This window comes from Cytobacillus praedii, assembly GCF_001439605.1.
GTDB classification, from domain to species: Bacteria; Bacillota; Bacilli; order Bacillales; family Cytobacillaceae; genus Cytobacillus; species Cytobacillus praedii.
Genome location: NZ_LMBX01000006.1, coordinates 150,518 through 168,009, shown reverse-complemented (window position 1 = coordinate 168,009; position 17,492 = coordinate 150,518). Strand labels below are relative to the sequence as shown.

At 33.8% G+C, this 17,492-nt stretch carries 19 protein-coding genes and 1 pseudogene; 8 read left to right on the top strand and 12 right to left on the bottom strand.

What is annotated here, in order from left to right; all coding sequences use genetic code 11:
* Window positions 1-283: 283 nt before the first annotated feature.
* Both ASU02_RS08955 and ASU02_RS08950 read right to left on the bottom strand, forming a co-directional pair.
* Entirely contained in the window at window positions 284-832 is a 549-nt protein-coding gene (locus ASU02_RS08955; RefSeq protein ID WP_057763082.1) for a CBO0543 family protein, read from the bottom strand.
* Window positions 833-988: 156 nt separating this feature from the next.
* Window positions 989-1,496: pseudogene (locus ASU02_RS08950) on the bottom strand (spore coat protein).
* Between the two features lie 421 nt (window positions 1,497-1,917).
* On the opposite strand from ASU02_RS08950, the gene ASU02_RS08945 reads away from it, so the two are divergent.
* From ASU02_RS08945 to ASU02_RS08920, 6 genes are all read left to right on the top strand, one after another.
* Window positions 1,918-2,835, top strand: a complete 918-nt coding sequence (locus ASU02_RS08945; protein ID WP_057763081.1) for a DUF3885 domain-containing protein — start codon at window positions 1,918-1,920, stop codon at window positions 2,833-2,835.
* A 537-nt stretch (window positions 2,836-3,372) separates the two neighbouring features.
* Complete coding sequence (locus ASU02_RS08940) at window positions 3,373-3,768, top strand: NUDIX hydrolase (protein ID WP_057763080.1); 396 nt, start codon at window positions 3,373-3,375, stop codon at window positions 3,766-3,768.
* A 333-nt stretch (window positions 3,769-4,101) separates the two neighbouring features.
* Window positions 4,102-4,668, top strand: a complete 567-nt coding sequence (locus ASU02_RS08935) for a DUF2441 domain-containing protein (protein ID WP_157684503.1) — start codon at window positions 4,102-4,104, stop codon at window positions 4,666-4,668.
* A gap of 44 nt (window positions 4,669-4,712) precedes the next feature.
* On the top strand, window positions 4,713-4,940 hold the full coding sequence (locus ASU02_RS08930) for a hypothetical protein (protein ID WP_057763078.1): 228 nt from the start codon (window positions 4,713-4,715) through the stop codon (window positions 4,938-4,940).
* Between the two features lie 75 nt (window positions 4,941-5,015).
* Window positions 5,016-5,702, top strand: coding sequence for a DUF1963 domain-containing protein (locus ASU02_RS08925; RefSeq protein WP_057763077.1), 687 nt, complete (start codon window positions 5,016-5,018; stop codon window positions 5,700-5,702).
* A gap of 396 nt (window positions 5,703-6,098) precedes the next feature.
* Window positions 6,099-6,563, top strand: coding sequence for a DinB family protein (locus ASU02_RS08920; protein WP_057763076.1), 465 nt, complete (start codon window positions 6,099-6,101; stop codon window positions 6,561-6,563).
* Between the two features lie 596 nt (window positions 6,564-7,159).
* On the opposite strand, the gene ASU02_RS08915 is transcribed toward ASU02_RS08920, so the two are convergent.
* The 5 genes from ASU02_RS08915 to ASU02_RS08895 all read right to left on the bottom strand — a co-directional run bounded on the left by ASU02_RS08915 (window position 7,160) and on the right by ASU02_RS08895 (window position 12,200).
* Complete coding sequence (locus ASU02_RS08915; protein ID WP_057763075.1) at window positions 7,160-8,752, bottom strand: M2 family metallopeptidase; 1,593 nt, start codon at window positions 8,750-8,752, stop codon at window positions 7,160-7,162.
* A gap of 933 nt (window positions 8,753-9,685) precedes the next feature.
* Window positions 9,686-10,012 carry an arsenite efflux transporter metallochaperone ArsD gene (gene arsD, locus ASU02_RS08910; protein ID WP_057763074.1) on the bottom strand — a complete coding sequence of 109 codons (327 nt, stop codon included), beginning with the start codon at window positions 10,010-10,012 and terminating at the stop codon, window positions 9,686-9,688.
* Between the two features lie 88 nt (window positions 10,013-10,100).
* On the bottom strand, window positions 10,101-10,520 hold the full coding sequence (gene arsC / locus ASU02_RS08905) for an arsenate reductase (thioredoxin) (RefSeq protein ID WP_057763073.1): 420 nt from the start codon (window positions 10,518-10,520) through the stop codon (window positions 10,101-10,103).
* A gap of 21 nt (window positions 10,521-10,541) precedes the next feature.
* Window positions 10,542-11,840: an arsenic transporter gene (locus tag ASU02_RS08900; protein ID WP_057763072.1), complete on the bottom strand. Its 1,299-nt coding sequence runs from the start codon at window positions 11,838-11,840 to the stop codon at window positions 10,542-10,544.
* A gap of 15 nt (window positions 11,841-11,855) precedes the next feature.
* On the bottom strand, window positions 11,856-12,200 hold the full coding sequence (locus tag ASU02_RS08895) for an ArsR/SmtB family transcription factor (protein ID WP_057763071.1): 345 nt from the start codon (window positions 12,198-12,200) through the stop codon (window positions 11,856-11,858).
* 375 nt (window positions 12,201-12,575) lie between these two features.
* On the opposite strand from ASU02_RS08895, the gene ASU02_RS08890 reads away from it, so the two are divergent.
* Together ASU02_RS08890 and ASU02_RS25755 are read left to right on the top strand one after the other, a co-directional pair.
* Window positions 12,576-12,776: a hypothetical protein gene (locus tag ASU02_RS08890; RefSeq protein ID WP_057763070.1), complete on the top strand. Its 201-nt coding sequence runs from the start codon at window positions 12,576-12,578 to the stop codon at window positions 12,774-12,776.
* 84 nt (window positions 12,777-12,860) lie between these two features.
* A complete protein-coding gene (locus ASU02_RS25755) occupies window positions 12,861-13,151 on the top strand; it encodes a YnfA family protein (protein WP_165571642.1) in 291 nt (96 codons plus the stop codon).
* Window positions 13,152-13,238: 87 nt separating this feature from the next.
* Here the strand turns inward: ASU02_RS25755 and ASU02_RS08885 are convergent, their stop codons facing one another.
* From ASU02_RS08885 to ASU02_RS08865, 5 genes are all read right to left on the bottom strand, one after another.
* On the bottom strand, window positions 13,239-13,436 hold the full coding sequence (locus ASU02_RS08885) for a hypothetical protein (protein WP_057763069.1): 198 nt from the start codon (window positions 13,434-13,436) through the stop codon (window positions 13,239-13,241).
* 73 nt (window positions 13,437-13,509) lie between these two features.
* Entirely contained in the window at window positions 13,510-14,895 is a 1,386-nt protein-coding gene (locus ASU02_RS08880; RefSeq protein WP_057763068.1) for an NAD(P)-binding domain-containing protein, read from the bottom strand.
* A 31-nt stretch (window positions 14,896-14,926) separates the two neighbouring features.
* A complete protein-coding gene (locus ASU02_RS08875; RefSeq protein ID WP_057763067.1) occupies window positions 14,927-15,991 on the bottom strand; it encodes a flavin-containing monooxygenase in 1,065 nt (354 codons plus the stop codon).
* 51 nt (window positions 15,992-16,042) lie between these two features.
* Window positions 16,043-16,492, bottom strand: coding sequence for a MarR family winged helix-turn-helix transcriptional regulator (locus ASU02_RS08870; protein WP_057763066.1), 450 nt, complete (start codon window positions 16,490-16,492; stop codon window positions 16,043-16,045).
* Between the two features lie 143 nt (window positions 16,493-16,635).
* Entirely contained in the window at window positions 16,636-17,439 is an 804-nt protein-coding gene (locus ASU02_RS08865; protein ID WP_057763065.1) for an arsenite methyltransferase, read from the bottom strand.
* Window positions 17,440-17,492 lie beyond the last annotated feature (53 nt).

The window sequence follows — 17,492 nt, the reverse complement described above, 5'->3', positions numbered from 1 at the left end:
TTTTTACTGAAGATACATTAAGCAAAATAAATGGACGTGCTTTTTTGAATACTATGTTAAGGTTTATTGAATTTTTTTATCTGTATTTTTGTTAATTTTTTTATCAAATATTCAGTTTGGATTTGTCCTACGATTGCAGCGATATAATATTTGCAATGTTTGCGAGGATAACCATTTCATTATATTTTCAATAGCCTTTCGCATGTATTCACCGTCTTGAATTTGAGATATTTTATTCAATGATAGATGTGTTTTGAATAGCACTGTTGATAATACATCTAAATTAGCCGTTTTGAAGCTTTTTTAACTTTATTATTAACCATCTAATTATGAGACCTATAATCACATAATAAAAAAATGAATAAATGTATTTCCATTTATCATATTGGACAAGCCCCAGCCAATTTGATAAAGGTTCACCTATGAAAGCATAAATGGCCGAGGTTATTAGTAAAGCAATGATGAAAGACTTCCTGTTTACAAAATATTGATGTAACAACATAAAGGCAACTGGAACCATTGACATATCAAAAGCTATCGCTTTTGGTGCAATAGGTACAAGTTGTACAGGGTATTTCCAAAATTCTAGTTCTAATCCAGCAGCATCAAGAAAAGTAGTTGCGATAATAACCAAAGTCCCAAAGAGGGTGCTTTCCAACAATTTAGTCTTATCAGCCAAAATAGCCCATATTATCCAAGGCAAAATAAAAAATGCAACAAGAACCCACCATTCCCAGGTGAATAATTCATTTTTAAGCCAGCCATCTAAATCTAATTGAAAGGCTTTTATCTCTAGACTATTTATAGATTCTAAATTTTCATATCTATTCATTATTTATTCCTACCTTAGTAGCTTCTTAGAACACACCTATAGGTAGGGTAACCAAATAATTACGCAGTTATGTAAAAAAGAGCCTTTAAGGCTCATAAGCAGTTTAATAAAAAGGTTGTGCAATGAATGGGTGGTACTCTATGTTATACCGGTATCTTATATTGGTTCAGAAAGTACTTTATTAGCTATATTTACATCGTTTTTAAGTAATTTATTTAAATTATATGAAGGATAATAACCCTTTTCATACATGTACTTATAAATATTAGCATGAGTGTCAATGGCTCGTAGCAGCTGTTGGGTTAGTATATTTCTTAGAGAAGGCGTTGCTGTTTTAGTAATCGCTATAGCGTAATTTCTAACAGAAGTTTTTGCTAATCCTAACAAATCTCCTGAATAAAATGGTGAATCATTTTCTCTATTTTCATCATACCTTTCAGGTTTTGGCACCATAGGATAAAACCGAAGTAGTTCGCTAATATTTTTACTAAGTCCATTAATTGCCTGTCTGTATAGTTTTTTCAATTCAGGATTAGTAATTTCACGGTAAACTTTTTTTAATCTCATTAGACCAATTGATTGAAAAGCAACTAATTCATGAAATTTCCATTGTCTCATGCCATGCAAGATGTTGTTGCTGAGGGCGTTCATAATTGTATTCCATTTACCTACCGCCTAAAAATACTCTTTATTACTGTATTCATGCGGCAAGTTTAGGGACATTGTCTAAACAATTTTAGGCCTACACCATTATTAAATATGTAATGCGACATATGTAATTGTTAATAAATAAAGCAGATGCTAAGATACTAGCACCTGCAAATAGGGAGTTAAGGAAACTCTGATACTGAGGATATGATTGTAATATATAGTATTCAAATTTAATGGTTTTGTCCAATCTATATAAAAAATGTGCTTATTAACTAAATAAATTAACAAGACAAGCTTTTTTCGTTTTAAAACGTAGAAGTTTATGAAGTTTTATACTTAAAGTAACAGGGGCATTCCTTAAGGCAGGGATGCTTTTTCTTACTGAACAAAAACGTGTCAGGTTCATATAAGGAGAATCGAAAGGAGAGGATGGAATGAAATTATATAATCAGTTAATGAAACAATCATTAAATTGGATACGTTTTGAATTAGGGCTAGTGGAATTACATGGCAACATATACTTCAAGGAAATGCATGATCGAGCTAAATCCATCTTCAATTTCCTATTTACTGAGAGTGATTCCATTTGGTTAATTGCATCTGTTAGTAATGATAATGCGTATAAGGGAATGGACTTACCTAATATAAAACGATTTCTAAGAAATAAAAAATTAATCTATAACCTCAAGTGCAAAACTGTACCGTATGAGTACGATGAAGAGGATACGGAAATGAGAACCATTCAGTTTAGCTTAAAGGTTAATAAAAAGGATATACGATTAGACTATCTTATTGAAGCAATTGGCAATCGAGATTTCGCTCAAAAACCTATGATTAACTGTAATCTATATTTTGTAAATGAAACCAAAGGGATTTTATTCCACATGTACGATGATCGTGGATGCGATGTTTTTAGTTTAAATAGAGATACTCTTTCGACTCTATACCATAAGTTCCGAAAATGGATTTTAGACTATAATCGTGTACAAATAGATCACGCTTTTGAAGAAGGGTTATTTAATTGTTTTGAAACTATTGAGGAAAAGGAAAAGAGACTTAAAACGAATAAACTTAAAGTAAATGAAACAAAAATTAACTTGTACCAGAACAATACATGTCGAATCACTCACGCTCTTGAAATACCCAATGAATTTGCTGAAGCATGTGTTAATGAGATAGGTCTAACAGGATTTATTGTTACTGTTGAAGATAGAAAAAGTGATTCTACTATTATTAATGTTAGCAAAACCGAGGCTCTAGCTTTAATTGATTATCAAACTGAGCTCATGTCGTTGTATTCAAAAAAATACATAGGTAATTATAAAGGCTGGTCGGTAGAAAAAGCTTTTTAAGTAATTATGATATAGGCATAATTTAAAGTTCTTAATCAAATGTGTTCCTTAAAAATCAGGCTGCAAAAATGCAGCCTTTTCTTATTCGGCAAACGGAGCAGTTTAGGAAAAGAAGGAATATTAGATTAGGCTAATGAATTTATAAGTATGTGTAGACTTTTATAATAAAGAGGGGAGAGAATATAAATTAATATTTCTAATAAATTAGTTGATTACACAATTGTATATGACGAAAGAAAAGAAGTGAATTCTGGTAAATATGAACAGAAGAAAATAATTATAGAAGAGGCGAAAAAGATATTTCAAAAAGAAGTTGAAAATAGAATTGGTAAGGAAGTAATCGTTGTTTACGATTGGCGAAGGACACATAGTGGAATAGAAATTATATTATACGCCTATGAATGTTGATATAGAGAATTAAAATTACTATAATGCTTTGAAAATACAGTCATTAAATGGTTAGGAGTTTGAAGTGTTGTGCTTAGGTAGCGCGGAAGTTTTATTTAGGTATTTAGTGAGGGTAAAAGGGGATAAGGGATGCGAGATAGGGGTTCAGTTGTGCTAATTGATAATAATAAGGTTGGACTAATTAAAAGAATTAGAGATGGTTCTGTTTATTATGTTTTTCCTGGTGGAGGAGTTGAAGATGGTGAGACACCTGGAGAAGCAACAAAAAGAGAAGCCTTAGAGGAATTAGGTGTTGAAGTTAAGATTAATGAGTGCATTGCGAAACTGGAATTTAACGGTACACAATACTTTTTTCTTTCAGAAATCATTAAAGGCATCTATGGTACCGGTGAGGGGGAAGAGTTCACTAATAAAAATAGAAACAGAGGAACATATTTTCCAATATGGGTAGAGATAGAAAAACTATCAACTATTGATGTTAAACCTAAGGAAGTTGCTTTAAAGGTGCAATCATTATTTAAGTAAATTTATATTTTAAAGGTGATTATTCAGCTATTGCAAGTAGGTTTATAGTCATGTTGTTTCTTTTTGGAACCATATTTTTTGCTAATGCAAGATATTATTTATCCAAGAATTAAAGTACCGCATTATTCCATTCGTGTTTACACATTTCTTCTTCAACTAAAGGCTTCATTTCAGCAGCAAGAATTATGCTCTTTCCTTATGGTAATAGTTATTGTTGAATAATGGTGGATGAACTTTCCTCATAACAAATTAGTATTTTTATACTTTTTGTGTGGAAAACAATTAATTTCAATTGTACTTATTCTTTTAAGTAACAAAAGAAAGGTAGAAATAATGGCTGAAATTTATGTGTATCATGTAGTTACCGAAAAACCTATGAAGCTTGGACAAATAATAATTTTTGATAATAATCATTATAATGGTGTTTATCATCGGGTTATGGCTTGTAAAGACATATTAGATGGAAATATGCCTAAGGATAACTTTACAAAATTTATAAATTCAAATTTGAAATATTGGAAGGTTAGAGCATACAGAGAGTTAGCGTTGGAAAAGGTTAGAAAAGAAAAATATCCAAACTATCCTTCTAGAATGTCATGTTTATACACCTCTAAAACTTTATTAGATGCAGAAATGTGGGCTAATTCTTTTATAAATAGCGGCAGAAATGTTTATCAAATAGTTAGATTACGAGCAGATGGTAGGGTATTCGATGGTGATGCGTATAATGTATTTGATGGAACTGATAATGCTGAAGAAAATGAAAGAAATGCAATTAGCTATTGGAGTAATAAACCTAATAAATCTGGTAAAGAACAATTAATTGAAACGTTAGTAGCCGGCAATATAGAAGTTGTAGAAATAGTGAAGGAGTTTCCACAAACAGGGGTTTTCCAGTAAGAATGACTCTCTCTGTATAAGGTAAAGAATTAGGGTGATCATTAGTGAGTAAAACAATTACTTTTTCATTTATAAGTACCAAATATGAAGGAACAGAGGCGAAAGAGACATTTACTTTTGAAAATTTAGGTATTGACGAGGAAATGGATAATAATTTATTAAAAGTAGAAATAGATAAACTTTTTCAGGAATGGGTTTCGGATAAACTTAATATTTCTTATAGTATAGTTATAGATGAGGAAAATGCATATAGTTCAGATGATAGCCAGTAATAAAGAGAAAATACTTATTTGATAACGGCAGCTATCTATAATAAGAAACAAGCATATATTAGGGAGAGGAATTTGTTGAATATACCTCAGATTAAAAAAGCATTATTTAAACAAGCTACAACCTTTCAAACAGGTGGAATCCGACCAACAGAGGAATTAGGTGAAAGTTGGATTGGTAAGGTTTTATGGGGAAAAGAAGGAGAAATGATACCATCCAACTTTGACCCCCTTTGTACAATATTTTTAAATGAACTACCCTATGTACCCAAAGAATTAATAAGCTATCAATTAGTAACAATTTTTATCGATTTAGATGTATTTAATAACCTGAATGAGGATAATTTAGTATCGTTTTTTAAGATAAATGGTTATTCAAATTTAGATGAATTACAAAAGATAAATAAACAATCTGCGAAGATAAAACCTTTTCCATTAACTCCTTTATTTATAAATAATGACACGCCTTCTTGGGAAGATTCTGATAGCTTTGATTCCGAAATTGAAAATGCGATATTACGACTTGAGTCAGAGCAAGGTATGGAGTATTACGAAGATATTGTAGAAAATATATATTCGACTCATAAAGTTGGAGGATATCCTTCTTTTACACAAAGTGGTGTCTCTTTTGGAGAAGATTACCCATTTGTATTTCAGATTAGTTCTGATTCTAAGGCTCAATTTAATATAGTAGATGGTGGTAGTTTCTATTTTTTCTACAATCCAGAAAAACAGGATTGGATTGTGTACTGTGACTTTTATTAGTATTTTAATAGAGATGTCTCAACTAATGGGCGCTTTTTTTAGTAAGAAGGCGTCTTTTTTGAATGCCCCTGTTCGAGTCCCTGATTATACTCCTTCCTGTAATAATCTCTTCTTCAAAATCACATAGTTCAATAAAAGCCCTTCTATTTGGGTGGACTCTTTAATTTGGTTTGTTTATCTAACTCAGCAGTTTTAAGAAACGATCGTTATTATTTTTATTCTGCAATCAGGCCAGATAGTTGAACATCTGTTATAATAACAAAATACTGAATGTTCCTTCTCTTTAGCCTTTTATAAAACGTATTGCATGCATAAGGAAAGAACGGGAAGGTCGAAAGAATTAGTTTCTTTGTTGAGTGAAAAATATTTTATAATTTTTAAAAGCGGGGAATGCTTATGTCATCTTATTTCTTTGAAAACGGATTACATGGAGTAAATGCTCATGTTGACCCCTTAGAGGTATTTGTGGGATTACGATGGGAGAAGGCTGGGGGGAAACCTGCAAATTGTCCATATTCAGTGTGGCAGGTTCTTAACCATATGATTTTCTGGCAAGATTTCTATCTTACCTTTTTAAAAGGGAAAGTGCCTGAACACCCAGAACATGATGAAGACTCATGGCCAGATGAAACAGCTCCGTTAAATGAAACCGAATGGAGCGACACACTTCTTCTATTCAGTAAGGGGTTAAAGGAAGCTGAAAACCAAGCAAAAAAAGAATTAAATGAACTGAAAGACCTAAGATTGGAAAGGACCCGCGGGGATATTTTAGCTACTCTAATGGCACATAACAGTTATCATACTGGACAGATAGCACTGATTCGGCAATTAATTGGAGAATGGCCACCACCCTCTTGGTGATACTTGGCTGTTAATGGGTTATTGATTAAATTTTTGAAGATTCAACAATCGTGCGCGTTTCTGTAATAAGGTTCAGCACTCGTATTCATTAGAGGGCTAGATTGTTGAATAACACTTAGATTTCTAGGTCAAAAGCTTATGAGAGGTAACGGGGCTGTTAGATAAACAAGGATAAACGTAAGCGTCAAACTATACCCACATGGTTTGGCGCTTTTTTCTATGCTATGAGGTGGAAGCGGGACAGCGAATTTCTAATTTTCTTGACCAGCGAACAAGGCGCAGCCAAATGGTTTGTTGCCAATGACATAAATATTCATCAGCTCTGGTAATTGAAGCAATGACTATAAGTCATTATCTGTAGCCTGCTAACTCTTCTAAATAATTATAGGTAGAATTGAATATCTACCTAAAAATCTGATTATGAGGGTGGGAGATACTTTGAAGGTAAAATAAAGCTTTGACCAAAAATTACTTGCTGAAGTGTAAGGTAAGCGTAAAATTAGGTCTTGAACCATCCCTGCGCTTCAAATCATTCAGCAAAATAATAGGAAAGGATAGCTTAGACCATGTAGTCCAAGCTATCCTTTTTTCACTAATTAACTTTTTACCTGAGCTTTGCAATAGACATCAACAAAGTGAGCAGGGTTTAATTTTTCACCTGTTACACGGCTAATTTTTTCATTCCAGTCATAAAGGGCAGCTGGTTTGAAGAATTGATTGATGAGCATTTCTCCCGTTTCTTTTGTGAAAAATTCAGGAGAAATTTTCGTTTCAATATGTCGAAGAAGCTGTGCTGCCATTAATTCTCCAAGCAGATAATTTTGGTAATAAATTGGTGCGAGTGTAAAATGAATTTTTGCAGCCCAATCGGGATTATCGGTTGCATCAGGAGGAGTAACTAGCTGAACTTCATTTACTGTTTTCCACCATAGAGCGTTTAAATCTTGATCAGGATTTTCGTACAGTTCTTTTTCAAAAAATACAAAGGTAATAATCCATCTTGCTCCAATAAGCATTTGTAACTGTTGGTACTTTTCTAATTCTGGAGCAAGCTCATTTACTGTTGCTTCATCAACTTGTAAGAAGCGCTTTAACCAACGCGGGTCTTTGCCCATTTTTCCAAATAGCATCGCGATCGCTTCGGTTGTTAAAATATGACTGACCGTACGTAATCCGAATGGAAGGCTAGCGTCTACATATTTGAAATAAGCCGCATGGCCAAACTCATGCAAGTTCGTTTCCATCCAATACGCATCTTCTGTTAAGTTACAAAGGACACGAACGTCACCTTCGCGGTCAATATCCGTGCAAAAGGCTGTTGGGTTTTTCTTTTCTCTAGGGAACAAGTCACTTTTTGCATATAGGTCATCAATTTCGATTCCCATTGAATTAAATGTATCTGTTGTGATTTGAACAATATCCTTCCCTTTGTAAAAAGGATCCAGATTGGTTGAATCAGATGGTGGTGCCTCTTGGAAAAAGGGATCGACATAATGCCATGGGCGTATATCCTCTGGATTAATCCCAAATTTAGTTGCTAAACGTTCATCTAATTCTTTCTTCATCGAGCGGTAGGCTTCATCTGATTGAGTAATAAGTTCGTTGAAAATAGCGAAAACCTCGTCACGGTCAAGTTCTTGAAGAGCAAAGCCCATTTGATGATGGTTATCATATCCAAGAAGTTGTGCAGCTTCATTGCGCTTCTTTACAAGCTCCAGCAGTCCTTTTTCTACGACTTTACCAACTTCCTTACTTGCAAACCATACTTTTTTGCGTAATTCTTGGTCATCACTATTAACCAATATCTCACGAATATCATTGGCAGAATACTTCTTGCCATCCACAACAGGCGTGTATGTGTTAAATAATAAATTAAGTTCGGAAGAGCGTTTTGATAAATCAGCAATCACTTCTTCAGGGAGTTGATTCCCTTCCATTGCACTTAATAAAAGTTGAAGCTGACGTTTTTCGATCTCCGTTACGTTTTCCGTTGCTAGAAATTGTTTTGTTTTCTCGTATGAGTCTTTTGAAGAGAATAATAGACTGTACCTGGTTTCAGCTTCACTTAATTTAGCAGCCCACTCAGGGTCTCCAGTTGTTTGGGCCATCCAGCTTGCCTGAGCCCCATCTTTAGATAATACTTGCATTTGGTCATTAATCTCTTTTAGAAATGTTTGTAGTGTTTCCATATTTATCGCTACCTTTCTATATATGTATCACAATAGTTACATTATTAAGAATTCGGTAAAGATATTCTTAAACCTTTAAATGCTTATTAAATATTTAAAAAGTATGGTGTGAAAATATTTTTGGCTATAATGTATCGCACCATTAAAGACAAAATGTCCATATTGGTTAAAACGGGGAGGGGGAACGATTGTTCTGTTAATTAATAGTGAAGATTCTACATGAAAATTTTTTCGTTTTTATAAGTCTTCTGCCTATGAAAGAGTGCACTTAAACAAAAGGTAACAAGCTATTTGAAGAAGGATTTTAAGGATGAAAAATAGAGGTTGCCATTTTGAGAAATAGACTAATCTCAGCTGCTATCAGATTAACGAAGGATAAGGATCAAGAAAAATAAATTAATTCTTTATGACAATGTTTGTATGATATTTGTGAAAAATTTCACTTAAATTAACAAAGGGTTACTGGTGTTTGAAGTGGAAAGACCCGAAAATGATGATATACATATAGCAAAAAGTAGCACAGCAGAAGGACTTATGAAGCGTTACTAATATAACTTGATGAATAGAAAATGAAATGAAAGGTAAGTTTAATAATGGTCTGAGTTTTATTTAATAGTTTTAATGTATTTTTTTGGAAAAATACATGTAGAGAAAATAGAGAAGTTAATAAATACAAATTTGCACCAATATACGATATTTAAGCAATTTTATTTCACACACTGTAAATTATGTATACAGATTTGATTCAAAATAATAGACAGAACATTGATTGCATAGATTATTTATCAAGGATTCAATTATGTATACGAATTTGCTTAAATTTTTATTTCGTCTCACTAACTTAAGTATACTTTGTGATTGAGACTGTATATTTCATTGTTTCAATAACTTCCTATAATATATATTATGTAAACTAGAAAATCAAGATGAGAATTAGTGCTGCCCCACTATTTGCAAATAATGACGGTTGACATAAAAGTACCTACTTTTTTGACATAAAAGTCCTACTCTTACAACCTGATTGTCCACTAAGATAATTGGTAAGGCATCAGGTCCTTTTTCATGTAAAACATTATTTACTTCACTGTTTTCAGCAAATTTACCAGGGTCATTTGTTAGTTGGTATCGTTTGGTATTAAAGCCTTTTTTCTCTAATGAATAAATAGCTGATGCCACTCTCGTTAACTCTGGATCTACACTGGGACCACAAACACCTGTAGAACAACACATAGCCGGATCAAAAATTTCAACTTTTCTCATTTTATTTCCTCCCATAATATCAAATAAGCATATACTTATATTTATGTTATATAAAAACCAAGAGATAACTCTTGGTTTTTATAATTGTTTATTTTCCTGTTTCAGAAAAACGCTTGATTCTTTCCCCAACTTCATCACGTACACGCTGGAAAAAAGCCCATTTTTCCTCTTCTGTGCCTTCTGCTTTTGCTGGGTCATCAAAGCCCCAGTGTTCACGTTTTACTTGAGGTGGTGTAATTGGACACTTATCAGCAGCATCCCCACATAATGTAACCACCAAATCAACATTATTTAATATTTCAGGATCAATTATGTCAGATGTTTGACTGGAAATATCAATATCAACTTCCTCCATTGCTTTAACTGCATTCGGGTTTAAACCATGTGCTTCAATTCCTGCACTATAGACATTCCAATTCTCACCTAAGTATTTCTTAGCCCATCCTTCTGCCATTTGGCTTCTGCAAGAGTTTCCTGTACATAAAAAGTAGATTGTTTTTTTAGACATAAAGTATTTCTCCTTTATTAGTTAGTGAATAATCAACAACCATATATATAGGCCAACTAGTGTAATAAACAAGGTTGGAATGGTTAGGACAATACCTGTTTTAAAATAAGTTCCCCATGATATCTTAACCCCTTTTTGGGATAAAACATGTAGCCACAATAAAGTTGCTAGGGAGCCAATAGGTGTAATTTTAGGACCCAAATCTGAACCAATAACATTCGCATATATTAGAGCTTCACGAATGACCCCAGTTGTACTAGTATCAGCAATTGCCAGAGCATCAATCATGACAGTTGGCATATTGTTCATAATTGAAGAAAGAATAGCCGCAATGAATCCCATTCCTACTGTTGCAACAAATAAGCCTTGATCTGCAGTTACTTGAATCAGGTCGGCTAATATGTTCGTCAGTCCAACATTCCTTAATCCATAAACAACAACATACATACCTATTGAGAAGAAAACGATCGCCCAAGGTGCACCTTTGATAACTGTACGAGTATTCACCGCATGACTTCTCCTTGCCATGATAAGGGAAAAGATAGCGACGATGCTGGCTATAATCGATACAGGGATACCTGTAAACTCACTAGCGAAATAACCAATAAGTAGAATACCTAACACAATCCAAGATAATCGGAACATTTTTTTATCCCGAATGGCTTCCACTGGATTTTTCAACTGTGACATATCATAATTCTTCGGTATGCTTTTACGGAAATATAGAAAAAGAACTAAAATACTTGCTGCCAATGAAAAGAAATTAGGGATAATCATTCTAGAAGCAAACTCCGCAAATCCTATCCCAAAGAAGTCTGCAGATACAATATTAACTAAGTTACTTACTACTAGTGGTAGTGAGGTTGTATCCGCAATAAATCCACTCGCAATAATAAATGGAAAAACCATTTTTTCGTTAAACTTTAGATTTCGAACCATTGCTAATACAATAGGTGTCAAAATCAGTGCGGCTCCATCATTCGCAAAGAATGCTGCCACTAATGCCCCAAGTACAGAAACATAGATAAACATCCGTACTCCATTTCCTCTAGCTGCCCTTGCCATATGAAGAGCTGCCCACTCAAAGAATCCAATTTCGTCAAGAATTAGTGAAATAATGATGATAGCAATAAATGCTAACGTGGCATTCCATACAATTGATGTCACATCGATTACATCTTTAAAATCAACAACTCCAATAATTAAAGCGAGGATCGCTCCCCCACAAGCAGACCAGCCAATAGATAATCCTTTAGGCTGCCATATCACTAAAATAAGTGTGATCAAAAAAATAACTGATGCTAAAATGACTGATGTCAATACATTAACCCCCTATTACTCACAAGAGATGCGTAAACCCTGTTTTTCTAGTTCTTGTAATTTAAAATCTTGACTAGGAAGGTGTTGAAGAATATTTTGTACCAATGGATAATATTCACTTTCTTTATTTAAAGAATAAATAATCCACTGTCCCCTTCTCGTTTCTTTCACAATGCCTAAGTCTTTTAACTTTCGTAAATGTTGGCTTATTGCCGGCTGACTCGTTTTAAATATTTCAACAAATTCACAAACACAACAATCATGAGAGTCTAAAATTTTAACCATTGTTAGGCGAGTTTTATCTCCCAACAATTTTAGGATTGTTGCAGCATTAGTAATATCGATAAGTGTTTTATGCATAAAGAGCACCTCCTATTCTTGTTATAAATACATAATAATTTACTTATATTTATATAGAAATTATATAATAATATTTGTATTATTAAGGAATACGGTCACTATCCAATTTAGATTACATGCAACAAACAATTTATATAACGATTCACTTATATAATAAATCACTTATATATTTATTGCAAATAATTTTTTTCATAAGTAAACCAGATAGGAATTAATGCATTAGCAACAATTAGATTTTTTAGTAATAGTATTATGTACCATTTTGGAACCTATTTTAGTGATTGTACCTTAATAAATTATAACCAACTGGGATCGTGCAAGAATGTATACATACGAAAAGCAAATAGATTTTAAAAGTGCAAGGATGATGTTGAAATGGTCATACAATCGAATATGACACCGAAAGATATTGTTGAAGTCTGGGAAGTTACTACAGACATCTTTAAAAAATATAACGTGTCTCTTACTAAGCAAACTTTAGAAACATTGATTAAAGAGGAACAACTTGCTTTACTTCTTCAAGAATTGAATTTTGCCGTTGGAAGTTCAACAGCAACCTGTATAGAAGGCGGCTGACATATGCCGATTAAAAAGGAGTAGGTTACTTCTTATTCAAAGGTGTGTATTTAATGATTTATGCAATAATAATATTTTGCCGGAATTGCAGAGATTGGCGGAGGTTATCTTATATGGCTATGGTTAAGAGAGGGTAAACCATTCTATTGTGGAATAGGTGGAGGGATAGCATTAGCATTATACGGTGTAATTGCTACATTTCAATCCTTTCCTTCGTTCGGGAGAGTTTATGCAGCTTACGGTGGGGTATTTATCGTTTTATCCGTATTATGGGGTTGGGGAATTGATAAGAAAGCACCTGATATATATGATTGGATTGGGGCTGCCATCTGTTTAGTTGGTGTATCAATTATGTTGTTTGCCCCACGTCATTAAATACTTGTCCAAGTAACAGTGGCTTTATAAAAACAAATCCCAATTTTCTCTTTGTAATTCATAGATAAATTGGGATTTTTATGATGGTCATTCCTGTAATTCCCTATAGGCATTCAAAAATTGTTTGTACGTTTCTCGTCCCATATTTTCTTCTTGACTATTAAACAAGCGCTTAAAAGTTTGTTCTTTCGCTTCATCCACAGAACATCCACAAGCATTCATAATTAATTTTATATATGAAATAAAGTATTCTTTTCCCAGAGTTCCCGCATGATTAATGGTCATTTTATTTTCCCCCATCACTCGATAATCTTTACTTTATAAGTTATAGGGAAACATTGAGTTTCCCTATATCACTTTAATTACATGAAGTCGTATTTTCACAACTAGATTTTTTCGTGTTAAAGTTTACACTACACACACCAGTTTCAGGTAAATCCAATTCCACTGTTTCTGCGGATTCGACATCCCCACTAAGATAGGCTACAACTGATCTTACCTGTTCGTATCCTGTAGCCATAAGAAATGTTGGGGCACGTCCATAACTTTTCGCTCCAACTATATAGAGATCTTTTTCGGGCTGGCGCAATTCCTTTTCTCCATGTGGACGAACGGTTCCACAACTGTGGACATTCGGGTCGATAAGTGGAGCTAATGCTTCAACACTTTCCGTAGCTGAGTCAATTGCTATTCTAATCTCTCTTAAAATAGTTAAATCTGGTCGGCTCCCTGCATTTACAATTATTTCTTCAATTCCATTAAGGATGCTTTCCTCATTATTCTTATTACCTTTAATCATTATTCCTTCCTGAGATTTTTTCACCTCTTGGATTCTAAAAGGAGTAACTACATTTATTTTCTGTTCATCCACTAAGCTATGGATACGACTTCCTAATTCACCTCGTGCAGCTAATGCATCCTTTTCTTCTCCACCATACGCATCTTCAACACGCTGCCTTCTCATTATCCATATAATTTCCGTTTTATTATACTCCTCCTTAAGTTTTGCTAAATCCAATAACGTATTTATTGCTGAATGTCCACCTCCTACAACTGCAACACGTTTATTAGCATAACGTTCCTTTTCTTTTTCTAATATATTGGGGATTCCGTAAAATACTTGTTCATGGAGTGATTTCTCATCATTAAGCCACACCCCACTAGAAACAGCTGGGTTTGGATTCCCCCAGGTTCCTGTTGCATCAATTACAGCTCTTGCCTCAAAAGTTTTATATGATCCATTAGATTCTGTATGAATAATAAAAGGGATATTTTCCCGATTCTGTGTTTTCATTTTATCCGTATCTTTTTTACCAATAGATACTACCCTTGTATTTAATTGAATATAAGGTTGAATTTCACTAAGATTTGAAAGTGGTTCTAAATATTGTTCTACAAGTTCTTTCCCTGTTGGCAATTTTTCTAATTCTGGATGTGTCCAATTAGTTTTCTCTAGTAAACTCTTTGCTACTTTATCAACGTTATAACGCCATGGTGAAAATAATCGGATATGACCCCAAGTTAATATGTTTGCACCTACTTGACTGCCACCTTCTAATAAGATAAAATTCTGCCCCCGGCTAACTAAATGAGCTGCAGCAGCCAAACCAACAGGACCGGCACCAATAATAGCTACTGGTAGATGATCTTTTACGTTGTTACTTACTGACTTAGAGTTAAGGGATCTTTCTTGGGGAGCACAACATCCTTGTACATTTATTAATAGATTATTTGAATTTGTCATTTTCTTTTTCCTCTTTTCTTATTGTTATTTTTTATTTATGAGTTTCTAAATGATCTATAAGTTTTCTAACAACATAACTTGCATCAGAACCGACTCCTCTTAATGTTGCTGATGCAAATGATCGTTGCCCCTCTATTCCTACATAATAAAGTCCTGGAGTAGAGCTACTTACACCCCCTGCATGCATTGGGTTTCCATCTGCGTCAAGAGCATCCACTTCCAATAAATACGGAAAATTACTTCGGTATCCAGTTGCAAATATGACCGCATCCACCGGTTCTTTTGTTCCATCTGCCCAGACCACTCCTTCTGAATAAAAAGAAGTAAACATTTGCTTTTGATCCGGTTTTCCTTTATCTAATGGTTCTTTAAAATTTCCTGAATCAATAACTGAATCTGAAGTAGGTACCGTTTTGCCGAACTTCCAAAATGGAAATGTATCAAAACCAATAATTCTAAGCCAAAAATGCAAGTCTTTACCAAATAACTTTTGATTAACTATTTTGACCGAATGACGTACTGCTAACGTAGTATTACTTACATCTGCCAATTCAATTGCAATTTGTACTGCAGAATTTCTACTACCCACCACTACAACCCTTAGATTAGTAAAAGCTTCTGGTGTTAGGTAATCTGCTGAATGTATGGTTCTTCCTACAAATAACTCCTGTCCCTTTATAGAAGGAGTAAATGGATTATTGAATGATCCTGTCGCATTTATGATTGTTTTAGATTTATACTTACTACCTGATACGGTTTGTATCGTAAATAAATGGTTTTCTTGTATTACAGATATTACCTTCGAATTCTTTACTATGGGTAAATTAAAATATTTTTGATAATCTTCAAGATAGCTAATAACTTCTGACTTTGTCAGGTAACGTTCAGGATCTCCTGGAATTTTCATCCCTGGTAAAGATGAAAATCGTGCTGGCGAAAACAATTTGAGACTGTCATAATACTTTGGCCATGAGCCAGCAGCCCTTTCTTCTGATTCTAAAATCAAAAATTGTAATTTACTTTTTTGTAAATGATATCCCGCAGCAAGACCGGCCTGACCTCCACCAATTACAATCGCATCCCAAATATTATACATTTGATCCTCCTGAAAATTATTTGCAAATTACAAGTATTCATTTTGAGGTTTTCACCTCAATGGAATGGTGCAACAATTACTTGTTTTTGCCATTGCCTCATTTAATAACTTAATGGACCGAATGACAGTCTCTTTCTCAAACTCATTCATTTGGGAAAAAACATCATTCAAGTAAGTGTTCATTTGCTGATCAATAGTTGTCGCGACAAATTTCCCTTCAGTAGTAAGTGAAAGGATATAGACTCTTTTATCTTCCGGGAGCGGAGTCTTTTTAACCAAATTCATTTTTACTAATGATTGGACTTGACGACTGAATGTAGTAATATCAGTTCCTAATGCATCTGCAACTTGCTGCATGGACGGATTATGCTGATTATCAATTTCATAAAGAATATGGCTATGGATGATTGAAATATCAAAGCCACCTACAGTACAACAATTTTTATCTAATAATCCAAAGCGTCGTGTCATTATCTGAAACATTTCACGGAGATTTTCCATTACTTTTCACCTCTTTTGTATTAAAACATCAATGAGTTGTAATAAACTAATTCTATTAGTAAGAATAACACGAGCAAATTCAGGTAAATTACCCCATTTTCACTCGTGTCAGGGTAAGCTAATTACTAATTATCTAAATTTAATTACTTAACTGCTGTTATTATTGCAGAAACAATATACTTTTCCACATTATGTTCTGGTGCCCATTCTTTAATGAGTTCTTTTGATTCGTCTTTTGGAGTAATAGATATATTCTTAAATCCAGCAAGTTTCATTACATCAGCAAGATTATCAATGGTAGATGCTCCTGAAATGCATCCTGAATACATTTGAATATCAGCTTGTAGTTCTTCTGGTAACTCAGTAGTCATAATTACATCAGAAATTGCCAAACGTCCACCATCTTTTAAAACACGATAAGCTTCATTAAACACTCTTTGTTTGTTGGGCGATAAGTTTATAACGCAGTTTGAAATAATAACATCTACTGAGGAGTCAGCAACTGGTAAGTTTTCAATTTCACCTAAACGAAAATCCACATTGCTAAATTGATTTTTCTCAGCATTGTTTCTAGCCTTGGTAATCATTTCTGGTGTCATATCGACACCAATAACCTTGCCTTTATCCCCTACTTTTGGTGACGCCAAGAAGCAGTCAAACCCTCCACCACTACCAAGGTCAAGAACCGTTTCTCCTTCTTTTAACTCTGCAATTGCTTGAGGGTTTCCACAACCTAACCCCATGTTAGCTCCGTTTGGAATATTTCTTAATTCTTTTGTCGTGTATCCCATTTTTTTAGAAATTTCCTCAATAGAAATGTTTTGATTTTCTGCTGGTGTGCAGCAACTCGGTGCACAACAATTATCATTACTAACTACTCTTAATGCAATCTCTTTATAATTTTGACGAACATTATTACGAATTTTATCGTTTTGCACTTCACTCATAATAAACCCACCTTTATATATTTTTTATATTTCACTGTTATATAAGAAATGAA